The organism is Vibrio neonatus (genome assembly GCF_024346975.1).
In the GTDB taxonomy this organism is placed as follows: Bacteria; Pseudomonadota; Gammaproteobacteria; order Enterobacterales; family Vibrionaceae; genus Vibrio; species Vibrio neonatus.
On the sequence record NZ_AP024886.1, the window covers coordinates 641,267 to 658,434 of the forward strand.

Genomic DNA, 17,168 nt, shown 5'->3' on the forward strand with positions numbered 1-17,168 from the left:
TATGATTTTGGAGGATTTTAAGGGTATTTAGAATAGTCCTATGCCTATCAATTAGTGAGTTTACAGCTAGCTTCTGGAATAGCAGACTACGCTGATAATTTTGCGGACATTATGGTGATTGATATTATGTCAGTATGAAAAATAGCCAATATAACCAAAGTGGATTTATTCGCTTTAAAACAAATGTTTAGTGTTACCAATATGCGCCTATATGTATAAAATATTTCATTAATGCTCGGAAATTGTGCATAATTAGAAGTGAAATCTTGATTTTTCAGACTAATTTGCCTTGAGATAACATTCACATGTTGAGTTAAAATGTGATTTAGTTCAAAATCGAGCCCCTATAGCTACCCGAAGCTTCACTGGAGCGTGCATGAAAGTTGTTGATATTCTTAAACACAAACGAGGATCTCTTTCGAGACATCATATGGAGTTTATGGATAGGATGTCCCCCTCTCTTAGAGAGTATTGGAGTGAACTAGTGAGCCGTGCCCATGCACAGCACATTTTTCGCGCATGGGGAAAAGATTTTCAAAAGCCTGCAGTAAACGAAGAAGTGGCGAATCCGGCGCAAGATATCATCGAGATGAAACCGGAAGCAGAGGCGCTTTACTTGGAGCTATCGCAAAAGATTGGTGAAGAGCTGCATGTGGGAAGCTGGTTTAGCATTGATCAAGAGCGCGTAGATGCGTTTGGTCGAGTGACTGAAGATATGCAGTGGATCCACACTGACCCTGAAAAAGCACAGCAAGAGTCGCCGTTTAAATCGACCATTGCGCATGGCTTCCTGACTTTGGCACTACTGCCACGTTTATCAGATGCCGTTGATCCTGAGAAACCACTTTTTCCTACCGCAAAAGTAACGGTTAATATGGGTATGAACAGCGTTCGCTTCCCTTATCCTGTTCGTGTCGGGAGCAACATTCGCGCTCGTAGCAGTTTAGTGAAAGTGACCCCTATTCAGAAAGGTCTTGAGATCACACGTGAACTGAAAGTGGAAATTGAAGGAGTACGTCGCCCTGCATGTGTAGCGGAATCAGTGATTCGTCTATACTTCTAATCGATAGCGTAACAACAGATTATCAAAAATGGCCAAAGCTTAGCTTTGGCCATTTTTATGTGTGCTAATTACTCTTTCATTATTTATTTAAATGAGCGGTATAGCCCTGATTTTCAATAATAGCGCTGGCTTCTTTAGAGGTGACGTACTTGGCAAATTGCAATGCTGCTTCGTCTTTTAGATCTTTATGATGGAAGATCAAGAAAGGACGAGCTAGCTCGTAACTCTTGTTCAGTAAGTTAATTGAATTTGGTACAACACCGTCAAAGTTAAGTGGCTTAACAGAGGCATCAATAGAGCCCATGCTAATAAAGCCGATCGCTTGTGGATTATAGCTGATTAAGGTTTTCATCATGCTGTTGGTGCTTACCACTAAACTTGATTGACTAATCGTTGAAACACGGCGGTCGTTTAGTACGCGAGTTAGGCCAACTTGGTCTTCAAACGCATAACGAGAGCCTGAAGAGGTTTCTCTAGTCACCATTGCGATAGGACGATCGGCTCCGCCCACCTCTTTCCAGTTGGTAATTTTGCCCGTATAAATTTTAAAGAGTTGTTCACGGGTGATATTAGAGACACTATTTTGCTGGTTTACCACAACCGCTAGACCGTCGTAGGCAAAAGGTAATACCACTAAATCATCTTGGTATTCTCTTTCGGTTAATAGTCGAGAGCTCATACCGATTTCAGCCACATTGTTCTTAACTAAAGAAATACCTGCTGTAGAGCCAACACCTTGTACCGCGATATAGGTATCTTTATGGGTGTTATTGAAATTCTCCGCCAAAATATCCATCACTCGTGCTACCGAGGTAGAGCCGCTGACATTGACTTGAGCTGCGTGTACGTTCGCAATACTGAGTATGAGGCAGGCCATTGCCGTGATAATTACTCTAAACATATTCATCCTTCTTCAAACTATAATTACTGATATTGCACAGATTAAGACGATTGTATTACAAATCGGTGACACTAAAAGACCAATGCATAACATTTTTAAACATATAATTAATGTTTTGGTCAGTAAGTGCGTAACGTCAAATTACGAGGTACACGATGAAGCTATCTGAGATGGAGCAACGGCAAATAATGAAACTGGCCAGCGATGCCTGCTGTTCGCGTAATCACAATGTGTGTGTTGAGTTAAGTAAGGCTGAATTTGAATTATCAGAGACGGGCATTGAGTTTTATCACACTCGATTTAAGTTAGATTCTAAGCAAGCCGATCATCGCTATTTGGTGGCTAAAATTTTAATTCGTGATAAGGCATGGACGTTATTAATAGCACATCGAGATCAACATGATATGTTTGAAGGTTGGCATACACATCCAGCAATCGAAACTCTTGGAAATCAACTCCACCAACTGATTGCAGAAGTGGAGAACGATCCCCAAGGTTTGATTTGGTAAGGCGCATTAAATGCGACGACTTACTCGAAGTGATAGCCTTCCGGTACGACCACTATACCTTGCTCAGAAATGGTAAATCTTTCTCTGTCAGCTTGTATGTCATAACCAATTTTTGTGCCATCAGGTACGGTGACATGCTTATCGATAATGCAGTTTCTTAGTTCGCAATGCTCACCAATTTTGACATCATCAAATAAGATACTGTTCATAATGGTCGCGCCATCACTGACTTTAACGTTGGATGACAAAATAGAACGCTGCACTGAACCGCCACTAATTACCACACCATTAGCGACGATGGAGTTAATGGAAATACCTTGGTTTCCCGTAACAGAAGGGACTGTTCTTGATGGTGGTCGCTGCTGCTCGTATGAGCGAATGCCCCAATCATCTTGGTAAAGATCGATAGGCGGAACGGGATCAAGTAAATCCATGTTGGCTTGATAAAATGAATCGACTGTTCCTACATCGCGCCAGTAAACATCTTGAGACACTCGTCCTTCTTCAGAGCCAAATCGATAGGCGTAAACCCCTTGAGCGTCAATAAGCTTAGGAATGATGTCGTGCCCAAAGTCATGGCTGGAAGTATCAATGTCAGCGTCAGCTTCTAACGCTTCTACTAAGGCTTCCATAGAGAAAATATAGATGCCCATAGAGACCAAACTTTTGTTTGGCTTATCTGCCAGAGTTGGCGGATCGGTAGGCTTTTCCAAAAATGAAATAATGCGTCCGTTTGTATCTGTACCCACCACACCAAAGGCGCTGGCTTCTTCGGCAGGCACTTCCATACAAGCGATCGTTAACGCAGCGTTGGTTTTCTTGTGCTGCTTTAGCATAGGCTGGTAGTCCATACGATAAATATGGTCACCAGAAAGCACCACCACATGCTTGGCTTCACTGCGAGATAGTAGCCACAGGTTTTGATAGATAGCGTCGGCCGTTCCTTCGTACCAAGCGTCACCTTTGCGCATTTGTGGAGGAACTGCGGTAATGTACTCACCCAGTTCTGGATTGAAAATGGACCATCCGTCACGTAAATGCTTTTGTAGAGAGTGAGATTTATATTGAGTCAGAACCAATAAGCGACGCAACCCAGAATGTAGGCAGTTACTGAGCGTGAAATCGATAATGCGGTATTTTCCGCCAAAGGGAACAGCAGGCTTGGCACGGTCTTGAGTTAAGGGTGCAAGTCGAGAACCCATGCCTCCGGCTAAAATGACGGTTAATGTATCTTGCATGACGACACTTCCTTGTTATTTTTGGGTACTAAGTTTAATAAGCAAAAACTGTTCCAAAAACTAATCTATTGTTTAATAGGGGTTTTGCGCTTGTGTAGCGTGCTTTTGCACCAGTTTGTAACGCTATTTGGTGCGCCTGAACTAGTTTGGTGCAACAGGTGGAATAAAGATAGCGAGCTTATGCGCTTATATGGCAATTTAAGCGTTTTTTTAGTGCAAAACTCGATCCCGACACTCACGTAATTGCCATAATGTTGAGTATGATACCAATCGTACTAAATAACTGGTCATTCTAGCTTGTTAAAATGCTCGATAACGGCGTTAGAATTTTTGATTGTAGAATAACTACTTATCGAAAAATTCTGCCTTGTTCTCGAGCATTTTTCCTGCGCTAGTTCTGATCACTTACTTAGTGTGATTGGTATGATTTCTTTGAATCGAATTAAGTAGGATATTAACTATGGCCACAGGCTCTTACATTGTCGCCTTAGACCAAGGCACTACCAGCTCTCGTGCGGTAGTGTTTGACTCACAAGCCAATATTGTTGCTCAATCACAACGAGAATTTACTCAGTATTATCCGCAAGCAGGCTGGGTTGAGCACGATCCGATGGAAATCTATTCATCGCAACGTTCCACATTAATTGATGTATTAGACAAGCTTTCTATCACGCCAGAAGATGTCGCAGGAATTGGCATTACCAATCAACGTGAAACCACCATTGTATGGCACAAAGAGACCGGCAAACCTATTTATAACGCCATTGTTTGGCAATGTCGCCGCACCAGTCAATTGTGCAAAGAGCTAAGAGAGCAAGGCTGGGAAGAGTACATAAAAACCGCGACAGGTCTGGTATTAGACCCGTATTTTTCCGCCAGTAAAATCAAATGGATTTTAGACAATGTAGCGGGTGCAAGAGCCCTAGCTGACGATGATAAATTGCTATTTGGTACGGTAGATACTTGGCTATTGTGGAAGCTGACTCATGGTAAAGTGCATGCCACCGATCACACCAATGCTTCTCGCACTATGATGTTTAATATCAATAGCATGCAGTGGGATGAGAAAATTCTCAAATTGTTGGATATTCCAAAATCTATGCTTCCAGAAGTTAAACCATCGTCGAGTTTGTTTGGTGAAACCTGTATTGGTGAAAACAGCGAGATACGAATTCCAGTTGCGGGTATTGCAGGCGATCAACAAGCCTCATTGTTTGGGCATCGATGTGTTAATCCAGGTCAGGTAAAAAATACGTATGGCACCGGCTGTTTTCTATTAATGAATACCGGCACGCAAAAAGTGGACTCGCAACATGGCTTACTCACCACCTTAGCCTGCGACGCCGAAGGAAAACCTTGTTATGCCCTTGAAGGGGCCGTATTTATGGCAGGAGCGTCGATTCAGTGGCTAAGAGACGAATTGCGCTTACTTAACGAGTCTAAAGATTCTGAATATTACGCCAACAAAGTGGATTCCTCTGATGGTGTATACGTTGTGCCTGCTTTCACCGGGTTAGGCGCACCGTATTGGGACCCGTATGCTCGCGGCACTATGGTAGGGCTTACACGTGGCACTAGTGCGGAGCATATCGTACGTGCGACCTTAGAAAGCATTGCCTATCAAACTTTTGATGTGATCAATGCCATGCAAGCCGACTCTCATATTGAACTGAGTAGTTTACGAGTGGATGGGGGAGCAGCACGAAATAACTTTTTAATGCAGTTTCAATCAGATTTGCTCAATTGCGAGGTGCAACGTCCACAACTGACCGAAGTCACGGCATTGGGCGCCGCTTTCTTAGCGGGGTTAAGTGTTGGCTATTGGAAGGACTTATCTGAACTGGAAGCTCGCTCTGAAATAGAAACGCGTTATCACCCACTTTGTGACAGTGAAAAACGCACCAAACGCTACGCAGGCTGGCAACGAGCGATTAAGTGCGCGCAAATGTGGAGTTCACTGCAGGACGAAGAATAATACCAATCGTACTAAATAACTGGTCATTCTAGCTTGTTAAAATGCTCGATAACGGCGTTAGAATTTTTGATTGTAGAATAACTACTTATCGAAAAATTCTGTCTTGTTCTCGAGCATTTTTCCTGCGCTAGCTCTGATCACTTACTTAGTGTGATTGGTATAACAGCGCAGAGTGTAAAACGAAAAAGGGTTGCTTAATCAGCAACCCTTTGAAATTTCATAGCTTTTAGTTAATTAAGCTTCTACTTTCCAAGAGATGGTTTCGCCGCCTTTAATTGGCACGATGATGTCGCTACCAAATGGCATAGTTTCGGCTACTGCCCACTCTTCTTTCACTAAAGTTACGGTATCGCTGTTGCGTGGCAGATTGTAGAAATCTGGGCCGTTATGGCTAGCAAAAGCTTCTAGGTGTTCTAGTTTGCCTTCGGCTTCAAACACTTCTGCGTAAAGCTCTAATGATGCGTGCGCTGTGTAAGAACCCGCACAACCACAAGCGGTTTCTTTGCGACCTTTAGCGTGCGGCGCAGAGTCCGTACCAAGGAAGAATTTCTTGCTACCACTGGTTGCTGCAGCGACTAACGCTTTTTGATGGCTGTTGCGCTTTAGAATTGGTAAGCAGTAGAAGTGCGGACGAATGCCACCCACCAACATGTGGTTACGGTTATACATCAAGTGGTGCGCCGTAATGGTTGCGGCAACGTTATCATTGGCGTTTTGCACAAACTCAACCGCGTCAGCCGTAGTAATGTGCTCAACAACGATTTTTAGATTTGGAAAATCACTCACGATAGGCGCTAATACTGTGTCTAAGAACTGTTTTTCACGATCAAAGATATCAACATCGTGCGTAGTCACTTCACCGTGAATCAGCAGTAGGATGCCTTGTTTTTCCATCTCTTCTAACACAGGGTAGATTTTCTTAGCGTCTGTTACGCCAGAGTCCGAGTTAGTGGTTGCACCTGCAGGGTACAATTTACATGCAACAACTTGACCTGATGCTTTTGCTTGTTGGATATCTTCTTTACTGGTGTTATCTGTAAGATATAAAGACATCAACGGCTTAAAAGTATCACTATGATTGTGTGCATTGATACGCTCAAGGTAAGCGATAGCTTGCTCAGTGTTGGTCGTTGGCGGAACGGTATTTGGCATAACTAAAGCGCGACCATTGTAGCGACTAATGTCTTTTACTGTATCTTTTAGTACATCACCATCACGAAGGTGTACATGCCAATCATCTGGGCGTGTAATGGTTAAGTTGGTCATAGTTGTGCTCCCGCCAAAAAAGTCTAAAGGTGTAATACCAATCGTACTAAATAACTGGTCATTCTAGCTTGTTAAAATGCTCGATAACGGCGTTAGAATTTTTGATTGTAGAATAACTACTTATCGAAAATTCTGCCTTGTTCTCGAGCATTTTTCCTGCGCTAGCTCTGATCACTTACTTAGTGTGATTGGTATAAGAAGAAACCGAGAATGTGGTATGGTTATCACGCCAAGCAAACGATTACTTAAATGCGGGCAAATGATAGCGAAAATGCACTAAGATTGCATTAACATTGAGAGAGTTAGAGGTATAAAGTGAAGGATTTAGCTCAATTATCGGGTATTAATATATTTCCGGTAAAATCAACATCTGGCATTGCACAATCCAGAGTTTATGTGGGTTTAGAAGGAATCAGTTTTGATCGCCGTTTTGTGGTGACTGATACGGCGGGTCGCATGATTACCGCACGTAAGTACCCTAAGATGGTGACGATTAAAAGTACGCTACTGCCAGATGGTATTTTACTGAGCGCTCCCAATGCACAAGACCTGCATTTGTCTATATCAGATCTCGAACGTAACGAGTTCGAATGTAAAATCTGGAGCGATCGTTTTTTTGCCTATACCACCACAGACACCGCTAACCAGTGGTTTAGTAACGTATTAGGTACGCCAGCATTACTATTATATTGCGGTGAAGAATCCAACCGCTATCGTGAAAAACTAGCAACCAAAGTTAGCTTTGCCGACGGCTATCCGCTATTGGTTATCTCTCAAGGTTCACTGGATGAGTTAAACCGCAGTGCTTCACACCCACAATCAATGTCACAGTTTCGCACCAACTTGGTGATTGACGGTGTGCCACCTTTTGCCGAAGACAGCTGGGAAAAAATCGCCATTGGTGACGTAGAATTTAAAGTAGGCAAGGCATGCCAGCGCTGCGTATTAACCTCAGTTGATCCGAAGACAGGCGAAAAAATGGCTGCCCAAGAGCCTACCGCCACCTTAGCTAAATTTAGAGCCGACGAAAAAGGCGCGATTTTCTTTGGAATGAACCTCATTGCACTCAATGAAGGTATGATTGAAGTAGGGGATGAGCTTCGAGTTCTAGAAACTCGTACTGCTATTACTTATGCAGATACGCGCATTTAAACCAAGCTGACGTAGCGAATTTAGTTGTGTTGATGAACTGGTGAATATTCACCAGTTCATAATGCAAATATATATTTTTAAAGATACTTAACCTAAAATTTCATAAACCATTGTTTTTTCGATAATAATTTCTTCTCCATCCCATATGCCTTCACTTGATGTTTTTCTGTATTTATTCCCTTGCCATTTGTCTGCGACAGTATGTTCAATGAGGTCAGGGATGAATACTTTAGTATTCTTTGGCAGATCTCTAGGGATTAGGTATGCCGCAAAAGGTGATGAGTTTAGATTAGCTTGCAGTGTAGACCAGGGGAGCATATATGCTTCTGGAGAACGGAGATCATAGCCCCGAATAATATATTCTCCGGTATTTTCGTCTTGTTTTATATGCACTCTTTGACCAAAACATTCGCTATAGGTCGTGGATTTTATGATTGCTTTATAGCCTTGTTTGACAGCTCTATTAATTGATTCAATGTCCCTTGCAGTATTAATGACTAGCAGGTCATTTCTGATTGTTTCGTTACAAATATTTGATTCGTGTTCTAGAGGTTTACTCGTATTGATAAACTTAATGTCACTCACACTATTGTGAAAGTCTATGTAGGCGCATGCGTCGGGGGCAATTTTAAAGATCGCGATTATTTGTTCTTCAGTAAATGTTGTTAAATCAATTACATGCTTATCGCAAGAACTACAAAATCGCTTAAACTCGCTCTTTGTCCATGACAGTTGTTCCCAGTTTTTTTGTAGAGGACAAGAAAACTGCTTAATTTTAATCCCATCAGTGGTTAATAAAGTATTCGAAGCTAAATGTAAGATCATGACACTGCGCCTAATCATAATATGTAAATAAATGTTAGCTTAACAGAAACTGACTGAACAGTTATGGATGAAGTAATGTTACTTATTTCGACAAAGTGATGGTCCCAATAGCGTCAAAGTAAAAGGCAAAATCAAGGTCGATCATGGGGAAGCGGTACGTGATGCAGCTGTTAATGGCATGGGGATTGCAATGTGCGCTACTTGGATTGCGTATGAACATTTAAATGATGGGCGTTTAGTGCAAGTGTTAGCGGATTATCCATAAGTGGATGACTCTGCTATTTGGGTTGTTTACCCCAGTTCAAAACAATTAGCCCCAAAAGTGCGCGTATTTATTGATTACATCGCTCAGTTTTATGGAAATCCGCCATATTGGAATTGATGAATAATATGGCTGTTATCACGGTTAATTGTGAAAAATGTAATACGCAAATAGCCAATGAAATATGAATATCGATTCCTGTATATAATTACATAATAGTTATCCGGGATTTGAGGTTTTATTATTAAACCTTAGACCGTGAAAAGATGTGTATATTATTTGGTGTAGATAGAATAAAAAATGCCGCTCACATTGTGAGCGACATTAATATTTTAGATTATACGAAGATAAATATTATTTAGCTTGGTATTGGTCGTGAGATGCGTCAAGTTTGTAGAAAGTAGCTTGAGCGTAATCATCTAGGTCGCCGCTGATGTTTTGGTTGTAAACACCGGCTTTGAAGTACATGTAACGGCCGCCTTCGTCGTAGCCACTGTCGCTCATGTCAACAACTTGAACAACGTCGTCATGACCTTCACGAGATAGAGTAACAGTCATAGTGTTACCAACAACTTTGATTTGGTAGCTGAATACTTCGCCTAGAGCGATACCAGTATCACCAACTTCAGCAGTCATATCACCCACTAGAGGGAAGAAATCTTCTTTAGTTGCGCCTTTGCTTTCGTGTGCAAAGTAAACCGCACCAGTTGCTTGGTTTGGTAGTTTACGGTAGTAAAGACGGATTGGCTCATCGTTTTTATCGTGGATTTGACCAATGATAAAGCGACCTACTTCGTTAGCATTACCAGTAGTAGTAGCGTGGTCGATTTTCAGTGTTGCGTTTAGAACACCATCGATGCCGCCAGCTGCTTTTTGGTCTGCAACAGGAGCTGAGCTGAATACCCAGTTGTTTTTGTTCACGCCTTGAGTACGGATAGATTGGTCACCACGACGCAACATTTCACGTAGCTCAGTACGAGCGTATTTAGTGTTTTCTGAAGTACGAACACCTTTAACGTAAGCGCGGAATACCATGCCACCATCGTCAGCTGTGTAGAATACTTCTGGGTGTTGGTAACCGTTTGCTAGGTTCCACTCAGAAACGTTGTCAGGTTTGCCGTTTTTGTCATGGTCGAATGGTTGAGATAGGTACCAGTAAGACATGTCAAAGTTTTCACCTGGTGCGTTACCTGCAAGTGGAGTTGCTGGTAGAGCTGGTGTTGGAGGAAGCTCAGTACGTAGACATGTTACTGTAGTTTCACAAGGGTAAACTGCTTTTTCGCCGAAGTTACCTTTACGAAGGTCTTTACGTGCTTCTTTACGTGCTTTCTCTGCTGCTTTCATTTCAGCAATCATTGACTTCTCTGCAGCAACAACTGCTGGAGTAATGATGTGGCTCGCTGGACATGCGTTGATGTTACAGTTAACAGCAGCTAGTTCAGTTACACTGTTCCAACCGTTTTTAGTGTTACCGTGACCTACGTATTTTACGTAACGTGCTTTAACAGCTGGTGCGAACTGGAAGCGCTCTAAACCAATTGCTTGACCAGAACTGATTTGGTCTTTTAGTACAGTTGTCCAGTTTTCACCGTCAACAGATACTTGGATATCAAAGCGAGTTTGACGCTCATTACCTTTACTGAATGCCGCTTGAACTGCGTCAAATTCGTGAACTGAACCGTAGTCCAATGTCGCTGACTCGCCGTCACCAGCTGAAGACCAACGAGTAGTTAAGTCTTGGTCGAATAAACGGTCAGGACCGTTACCATCGTGGCTACTTGCTGTGATTGCAACTGGAGTAAGAAGTGCTACACCTGTCTCTTTGTTGTTGTCAAACTTTGGAGCTGAAGGAGTTGAAGTACAGCCTACTGCTAATAAGACAGAAGTTGCTAACAAGCTTTTTAGATATATATGTTTCATTTACCATTCACCTAATGTTGTATAAACCAACGATATTATTTGTAATATAAAACAGTTACTAACTGCATTTGTTTTGATATAGAAAATACGACTTGATGATTTCTATATCTTTTAAATCTAGATAGAACGATGTTCGCCATTCGTCCTGTGTTTTAAATAATACATAATTTAATAATACAAATGTAAAGATGTATTAATAAGTGCGATCAAGATCGACTTGAGTGTTTCTAATAGTGATCTATGTCTAAGTAACTGAAGCTAACGTCGAAAATTTCACCAGAATAATTCGGTGAAAATTGCGGGTATATGCCAGCTTTGAAGTAAAAAGCGATATCTGGAGATGTCCAATCCGCAGACAAAACCACTTTATCACCGTCATTATCCAAATACTCTTCGCCCCAAGGGATGGTATGCGACTTCAAATTACCGCCATCTGCATCATAGGTAGCAAGATAGATACCGTCCTGATCAGCGCGAATGGTGTAACCCCATTCTTCCCCAGCTTTATGTGTGCCTAAATCAACGCTAAAGTGTTCACAGTGACCACAGCTTGAGTTATTTGTTTCATAGTCATCGTTTAAAATGACTCGCACTGGTCGATTATCGCCTTCCCACAATAACTTGACTAAAGCCTGACTGATTTTCCAGCCGTGAATTTGCCCTAGAATAACTTTTGGTTGGCTTAGATCAGGATGCTCTTCAACTCTTAATAGTGCTTTGAGCGTGTGCGTAGATGCGCCAGTTCTGTCATCGTCAAGATACCAGCTCGAATCTTCATTACTGCTGCTACAAGTGGTGTCTTCATCACTCATATAAAGCTCACGTAATTCAGAGCGAATGTAGCTTGAGTTTTCTGTTGTTGAGCCGTAGCCCATATCTGCTCGAAAGTGCATGCGACCGTTTTCCACGGAAAAGTAGGTCATATCCTGATCGGCGTGATAAATGTCTTCATCATTAGCCAGTTCATCTCGGTCAGAGTAACCACAACGAGCCGGGAACAATTCTGCTGCGCTACTGCCACCTTCGCCATACCAATCATCTTTACTGGCAGGAATGGTGATTTTCCATTCGTCGATGTTCCATTGATAAGTGGTATCGGTGTCGGTATCCACTTGCTGTTCAATGACTTTTAGAGATTTAAAGTGAGCTTCAGATTCACCGTTTTCAAACTGGTTATAAACGCCTGCTTTAAAGTAGCTTAGTAGGTGCGCCCAGTAGTCGATATCAAGATCCGCTTTTTCAATCCCATTTACTCGAATAGAAAGACGACTGCTTTGTATCGCTAATTGGAATTCGGTAAATTGGTCTGTATTGGCTTCACCAAGATCGATGTGATCATAGGCGTCGTCACAGCGAGCATCATCTGGTATCGCAGCGTCGCCTTTACAGTCAACCGCGTTATTCTTGATGACCGCCCAATAATGGCCATAGTTACCATCACGTTCGGCTTCGTACACCACTCTTAGCAATGGGTGAGGGATGTAGCCTGTGCCATCGCTTGCGGTACCTTTGTTATGAATTTGCAAGAATGTCACTTGGTCTCTGCTTGAAGAAGAGTTCGACATGGCTTGCTCAATATTAGGAAGGCTGACTTCCGCATATAAAGTGCGTTTAATGCCTTCTGCATCAACGTCAAAATTTTCCAGTTCGCGAACTTCACTGCGCATGAGGTAATTAGACATTTTGAATACTAAATTTTGCGAGCTTTGCTCTGCGTAAAAATAGTCATCAAAGTAACTGTGGAAGTTACCGTCTTTTATAATGCTCTCTTTATTAGATTCTGCGCCTTCAGGATCGGACATTTGCAGATCTGAGTTAGACAGGATTGGTTGGAATTTTGTGAGGTCATAGGGTGCGATATGATCTTCATTGCTGCCATCATCGCCCTCGTCGCCACTTCCGTTGTCGTTATCACCGCCGTTATCGTTATCGCCGCCATTGCCGTCGTCATTATCGCTGTCGTCGTTGTCATCACCATCATCTGAGTCTGGTGGGGTCGGATCAACGTCACCTGGAGGGTTTGGGTCCACAGCGGGTGGTTGAGAGGAATCATCACTACCGCCACATCCGCTAATGATTGCGGCTAAGGCTAAAACTAAGAGTGTCTTATTCATTATTACTTTGAGATTAATTGAAATAGTAAAATCAAAGCATCGGATTTGTCATATTTTATGTCAAATTAGTGTCATAGAAACTGTGAGCTCATGCATGCTGTTGTTATTAAAAATGAGATCATGATGCAAGAAAGAAACAAATAAAAATGCGCTTCACTATTAATAATGAAGCGCATTTATAGAATGATGTTGTATTAGTATAAGAGCAAAGGCGAGGTTATTTTTTAATTTTAGCTTCGCGTTTAGTCAATTCCATTTCAAATTCATCTGGGTAGAGCACAATACCTTCGCCTTCTTGATCAGGAAAGACCACCAACGAAAGCTCATCATCTTCTAAACCATGTGTCCAACGGCTTTTCCATTTCGCAATAGAGATAGGCTCAGCGGTAAAACCTTCCCATTCACCGGTAGCCCACATTAGCGCATGCTCTTCCGATGGCCAGACTGGGACACATTCCTCATCTTCGGTATTGAGCATCACGCTACCGTGCTCATCAATTAGCAACCAGATTTTTTTATCGGTCGCAGCGGCTTTAAAAAAAAGATTAAAACGTTCTGATGGATCATTTGGAACATTAGGAGTGTTTGCAGAAGTCATAGGACGCCTTTGATATGCATGATTTGTTGCCTGCATTATACCGTCTTATGAATCAGTTTGTCTGCTTTGTGATGATATTTTAATAAAACTAAATTCAACAGGTTGTATATCATTAGTATTAAAAATAGGCGAGGTTAAGTTGCATAACGGTATATTGCGAAAGGAATGGTAAATACAGACTTATAATAACGGTGCTTCATTCTATATTAATAAACTATGCTTTAGTCACAATTCATACAATATTCAAATATTGTTCACGATAATTAAGTGGTTTATTTTAAAAATTATGATCTACCTCACGGAACTAGGTGTGATTGCGACGCGAAATAAGTGGTAACATTATTAGTAATACAATACGACATAGAGTGTAAATGCAATGATGACTTTAAAAACATTGGGTACTTCTAAAGGCAAGAAAGCAGCGTTAGGTGCTGTTGCCTTAGTAGCTGCGCTGACAATGACTGCATGTTCAAATGTAGCGCCGAATACTGCTCCAAAAACTAAAGCGCCTTCAGACAACTTTGACCTACTAGGTTGGACAGTAAGTGTACCTATCGATTCTGATGGTGATGGCAAATCTGACCAAATTAAAGAAAAAGAACTAGCAGCAGGTTACTCTGACGCTAACTACTTCTACTTGGCAGAAGATGGCGGCATGGTATTTAAAGCGCCAGTAAAAGGTGCTAAAACATCTAAAAACACTACTTACACTCGTTCAGAATTACGTGAAATGATTCGCCGTGGTAACACTCAATATAAAACAAAAGGTGTTGGCGGTAACAACTGGGTATTCTCAACGGCTCCTCAAGCAGACCAAAAAGCAGCTGGTGGTGTTGACGGTACTCTAGAAGCAACTCTAGCCGTTAACCACGTAACAACTACAGGTAAAAACTGGCAGGTTGGTCGTGTGATCATCGGTCAAATCCACTCAAACAACAACGAACCAATTCGTTTGTACTACCGTAAACTGCCACAAAACGAAACCGGTTCTATCTACTTTGCGCACGAACCACGTAAAGCGTTTGGTAAAGAAACTTGGCACAACATCATCGGTAACTCACTACCTGATTACTGGCACCAAGATGCAACACCAACAGAGCCTACAGACGGTATCAAACTTAACGAGAAATTCAGCTACCGTATTCAAGTTAAAGGTAACGAGCTTTCTGTAACTATCATGCGTGATGGTAAAAAAGACCTTGTTAAAACAGTCGACATGTCTGAGAGTGGCTTCGGTGAAGGCGGTCAATACATGTACTTTAAAGCGGGCGTTTACAACCAAAACAAATCTGGCGATGCAGACGACTACGCACAAGCAACTTTCTACAAGCTTAACGTAACTCACTAATCGAAACGTCACTCGCAACTAGCGATTATGTTTTTGATTTAACGATGTTTTAACTGTGTTTCAATATCGTTTTATAGATTCAAATCCCTTGCTTATGTAAGGGATTTTTTTTGCCTAGCACTTTTTAGGAATATGGCATATTCCACAATCATTGAATCCTTCTATTAAGATGACTGAGAACTCACAACTAAGAAGCGAAAATCAATGTCTGATGCATCCTTACCTCCTACCAGTGACGGTCTTGGGAGAAAATTCGCAAGGAGCGCTCTGTCTGTTGTTACTTATATTGTTAAAGCCATCATTGTGTTTGCCGTTATCGGTGGAGCGTCGGTTGCTTTGTCTCATCTAGGTGCCATCCACGGCACAGATTTACCCGCAGAATATTTTAGTAATGGGCTTCCAAACATAGTCAAATTATTAGACTCGGAAGTGTTTATGGGGTTTGTCTTTTTCGTCACAGTCTCAGTGATCATTTACGTGCTGTATTTATTGTGGCAACTGCATGAAATTGCAGTACATAAAGCCTCGAATATGTCCAGCGCGCATACTCAAATCGTATTTGCTCTTTCTCTTTGTGGTTTGTTCATCAATAAAGCGTGGTGGGTATTAGCCATCATCATCGCCTTTACCCGTTGGGATGTGATTGGTGAATCTATTTCCAAGATTATTCGTAATGGCACGGCTAGCTCAAAGAACATGCCTGCGCAAACGCAAACGCAAACGCAAACGCAAACGTCAATGCAAAATGAAAAGTCAGGAGAGTAAGCAATGAAAGAGATTATGTTGCCTTACATTCTTATATGTTGGATTTTAGTCAAGATAGGCTTTATTAAATGGACGTTACGTAATGCCACCTTAATGGTGGGCACAGGCATGTTGATTGCCACCGCGTTATTCGTTGCGCACCGTTTTTGGTCACCAGCAGATTTAACCGATAGTACTACAGTGAAAGCGCCACATGCAGTATTAAGCCCGTTATTTGGGCAAGAAGTGGATGAGGTGTACGTCACTCATAACCAGATGGTGAAAAAGGGCGATCTCATTTACACCCTGCGCTCAGAAGATACCGAATCCAAAATGGATAGCTTACAAGCGCAGAAAAAGGCCAGTGAAGCTGAAATTTTGTCTTTGAGACGCCAACAACAAAACGATAGAAAAACTCTACAGCGTTTAGAAAAGCTAAAAGATTTTGCCCAAGAGTCGGAGAGAGACGATACTCGCACGCGCATCGAGACAGCAGAAGCGAACATCGCCGCCGCACATGCGCAGATCATGAATATTGAAGCTCAGATGGCGACCGCCAAATGGGAACATGAGCGCCGCGAAGTACGTGCGCCATTTGATGGACAGTTGTCGATCACCAATATTACCAGCGGTACTCGCACCGGTAACATGCACTTATATTCAACAGAGAAAAAGTTTGTTGAGATGAGAATCCCAGATCAAACCTATCGAGGTATTAAAAAAGGTCAATTTGCTGAGTTCTATGTGGACGCCTATCCTGGGGGGATTTTCCGCGGGCGAGTGCATAGCGTGACTACCGGCACTGGTGAAGCGCAAGTGCAAGTGCGTCAGGGTAGCCAACATGTCAGACAGCATGTAGGTAACAATATGAATTCCCACGGGCGTACCATTGTCATCGAATTTGAAGAGCCGCAAGGGTATAACATTCCAATTGGTTCGACCGGCTCTGGCTGGGTGTCAGCGGAAAAACCGCACCCAATGCTTGGCTTTATGGATATCATCGGCGCTGCGACAGTACGGTTAAAGGCGTATAAAGCCTACTTGTCAGCCATGTAATAGCAGATCATGACATGTTTAACCTCTAAAGGTGTAACACTCATTGTAATGGTTAGTATCTAAGATTATGTAGATGCACTGAAAGAAAGCATGGATTTATCGAATCTATGCTTTCTTTGCCGATTGGGGGAAGGGGTTATGTTGGCAAATTCATTTCCGCGCTAAAACTTGCTATCACAAGCTTATGCATGATTTAT

The 17,168-nt window shown here is 42.2% G+C and carries 15 protein-coding genes; 8 read left to right on the top strand and 7 right to left on the bottom strand.

Annotated elements, in window-relative coordinates; all coding sequences use genetic code 11:
* The first annotated feature begins 376 nt into the window (after positions 1-376).
* Complete coding sequence (locus OCU38_RS15130) at positions 377-1,063, top strand: MaoC family dehydratase (RefSeq protein WP_261824347.1); 687 nt, start codon at positions 377-379, stop codon at positions 1,061-1,063.
* Positions 1,064-1,142: 79 nt separating this feature from the next.
* Here OCU38_RS15130 and OCU38_RS15135 read toward each other — a convergent pair whose 3' ends face one another.
* Positions 1,143-1,964 (bottom strand): phosphate ABC transporter substrate-binding protein, encoded by an 822-nt coding sequence (locus OCU38_RS15135; protein WP_261824348.1) that lies wholly within the window; start codon positions 1,962-1,964, stop codon positions 1,143-1,145.
* A gap of 155 nt (positions 1,965-2,119) precedes the next feature.
* On the opposite strand from OCU38_RS15135, the gene OCU38_RS15140 reads away from it, so the two are divergent.
* Positions 2,120-2,473 carry a DUF3024 domain-containing protein gene (locus OCU38_RS15140; protein WP_261824349.1) on the top strand — a complete coding sequence of 118 codons (354 nt, stop codon included), beginning with the start codon at positions 2,120-2,122 and terminating at the stop codon, positions 2,471-2,473.
* A gap of 20 nt (positions 2,474-2,493) precedes the next feature.
* Here OCU38_RS15140 and glgC read toward each other — a convergent pair whose 3' ends face one another.
* A complete protein-coding gene (gene glgC, locus OCU38_RS15145; protein WP_261824350.1) occupies positions 2,494-3,711 on the bottom strand; it encodes a glucose-1-phosphate adenylyltransferase in 1,218 nt (405 codons plus the stop codon).
* Positions 3,712-4,171: 460 nt separating this feature from the next.
* Between glgC and glpK the strand changes: the two genes are divergently transcribed.
* The gene (gene glpK / locus OCU38_RS15150; protein WP_261824351.1) at positions 4,172-5,686 is read left to right on the top strand and encodes a glycerol kinase GlpK; all 1,515 of its coding nucleotides are present in this window, start codon (positions 4,172-4,174) and stop codon (positions 5,684-5,686) included.
* A 234-nt stretch (positions 5,687-5,920) separates the two neighbouring features.
* On the opposite strand, the gene pyrC is transcribed toward glpK, so the two are convergent.
* Positions 5,921-6,952, bottom strand: a complete 1,032-nt coding sequence (gene pyrC, locus OCU38_RS15155) for a dihydroorotase (protein ID WP_261824352.1) — start codon at positions 6,950-6,952, stop codon at positions 5,921-5,923.
* Between the two features lie 315 nt (positions 6,953-7,267).
* Here pyrC and OCU38_RS15160 point away from each other — a divergent pair, with 315 nt between their 5' ends.
* Positions 7,268-8,104: an MOSC domain-containing protein gene (locus tag OCU38_RS15160; protein WP_261824353.1), complete on the top strand. Its 837-nt coding sequence runs from the start codon at positions 7,268-7,270 to the stop codon at positions 8,102-8,104.
* An 87-nt stretch (positions 8,105-8,191) separates the two neighbouring features.
* Here OCU38_RS15160 and OCU38_RS15165 read toward each other — a convergent pair whose 3' ends face one another.
* Complete coding sequence (locus tag OCU38_RS15165) at positions 8,192-8,929, bottom strand: hypothetical protein (protein WP_261824354.1); 738 nt, start codon at positions 8,927-8,929, stop codon at positions 8,192-8,194.
* A 130-nt stretch (positions 8,930-9,059) separates the two neighbouring features.
* On the opposite strand from OCU38_RS15165, the gene OCU38_RS15170 reads away from it, so the two are divergent.
* Positions 9,060-9,194, top strand: coding sequence for a LysR substrate-binding domain-containing protein (locus OCU38_RS15170; protein WP_261824967.1), 135 nt, complete (start codon positions 9,060-9,062; stop codon positions 9,192-9,194).
* A 351-nt stretch (positions 9,195-9,545) separates the two neighbouring features.
* On the opposite strand, the gene OCU38_RS15175 is transcribed toward OCU38_RS15170, so the two are convergent.
* From OCU38_RS15175 to OCU38_RS15185, 3 genes are all read right to left on the bottom strand, one after another.
* Entirely contained in the window at positions 9,546-11,111 is a 1,566-nt protein-coding gene (locus OCU38_RS15175; RefSeq protein WP_261824355.1) for a polysaccharide lyase family 7 protein, read from the bottom strand.
* Positions 11,112-11,338: 227 nt separating this feature from the next.
* The gene (locus OCU38_RS15180) at positions 11,339-13,225 is read right to left on the bottom strand and encodes a polysaccharide lyase family 7 protein (RefSeq protein ID WP_261824356.1); all 1,887 of its coding nucleotides are present in this window, start codon (positions 13,223-13,225) and stop codon (positions 11,339-11,341) included.
* 217 nt (positions 13,226-13,442) lie between these two features.
* Entirely contained in the window at positions 13,443-13,823 is a 381-nt protein-coding gene (locus tag OCU38_RS15185) for a DUF2750 domain-containing protein (RefSeq protein ID WP_261824357.1), read from the bottom strand.
* 376 nt (positions 13,824-14,199) lie between these two features.
* On the opposite strand from OCU38_RS15185, the gene OCU38_RS15190 reads away from it, so the two are divergent.
* From OCU38_RS15190 to OCU38_RS15200, 3 genes are all read left to right on the top strand, one after another.
* On the top strand, positions 14,200-15,171 hold the full coding sequence (locus OCU38_RS15190; RefSeq protein ID WP_390625263.1) for a polysaccharide lyase family 7 protein: 972 nt from the start codon (positions 14,200-14,202) through the stop codon (positions 15,169-15,171).
* 204 nt (positions 15,172-15,375) lie between these two features.
* Positions 15,376-15,936 (top strand): magnesium transporter, encoded by a 561-nt coding sequence (locus tag OCU38_RS15195; RefSeq protein WP_261824358.1) that lies wholly within the window; start codon positions 15,376-15,378, stop codon positions 15,934-15,936.
* 3 nt (positions 15,937-15,939) lie between these two features.
* Positions 15,940-16,971 (top strand): HlyD family secretion protein, encoded by a 1,032-nt coding sequence (locus OCU38_RS15200; protein WP_261824359.1) that lies wholly within the window; start codon positions 15,940-15,942, stop codon positions 16,969-16,971.
* The last annotated feature ends 197 nt before the right edge of the window (positions 16,972-17,168 follow it).

Coding starts and splice junctions, on each gene's coding strand:
- OCU38_RS15180 (WP_261824356.1), bottom strand. CDS start 13,225: ATGAATAAGACACTCTTAGTTTTAGCCTTAGCCGCAATCATTAGCGGA.
- OCU38_RS15140 (WP_261824349.1), top strand. CDS start 2,120: ATGAAGCTATCTGAGATGGAGCAACGGCAAATAATGAAACTGGCCAGC.
- OCU38_RS15135 (WP_261824348.1), bottom strand. CDS start 1,964: ATGTTTAGAGTAATTATCACGGCAATGGCCTGCCTCATACTCAGTATT.
- OCU38_RS15165 (WP_261824354.1), bottom strand. CDS start 8,929: ATGATCTTACATTTAGCTTCGAATACTTTATTAACCACTGATGGGATT.
- glpK (WP_261824351.1), top strand. CDS start 4,172: ATGGCCACAGGCTCTTACATTGTCGCCTTAGACCAAGGCACTACCAGC.
- OCU38_RS15195 (WP_261824358.1), top strand. CDS start 15,376: ATGTCTGATGCATCCTTACCTCCTACCAGTGACGGTCTTGGGAGAAAA.
- OCU38_RS15200 (WP_261824359.1), top strand. CDS start 15,940: ATGAAAGAGATTATGTTGCCTTACATTCTTATATGTTGGATTTTAGTC.
- glgC (WP_261824350.1), bottom strand. CDS start 3,711: ATGCAAGATACATTAACCGTCATTTTAGCCGGAGGCATGGGTTCTCGA.
- OCU38_RS15185 (WP_261824357.1), bottom strand. CDS start 13,823: ATGACTTCTGCAAACACTCCTAATGTTCCAAATGATCCATCAGAACGT.
- OCU38_RS15130 (WP_261824347.1), top strand. CDS start 377: ATGAAAGTTGTTGATATTCTTAAACACAAACGAGGATCTCTTTCGAGA.
- pyrC (WP_261824352.1), bottom strand. CDS start 6,952: ATGACCAACTTAACCATTACACGCCCAGATGATTGGCATGTACACCTT.
- OCU38_RS15190 (WP_390625263.1), top strand. CDS start 14,200: ATGATGACTTTAAAAACATTGGGTACTTCTAAAGGCAAGAAAGCAGCG.
- OCU38_RS15175 (WP_261824355.1), bottom strand. CDS start 11,111: ATGAAACATATATATCTAAAAAGCTTGTTAGCAACTTCTGTCTTATTA.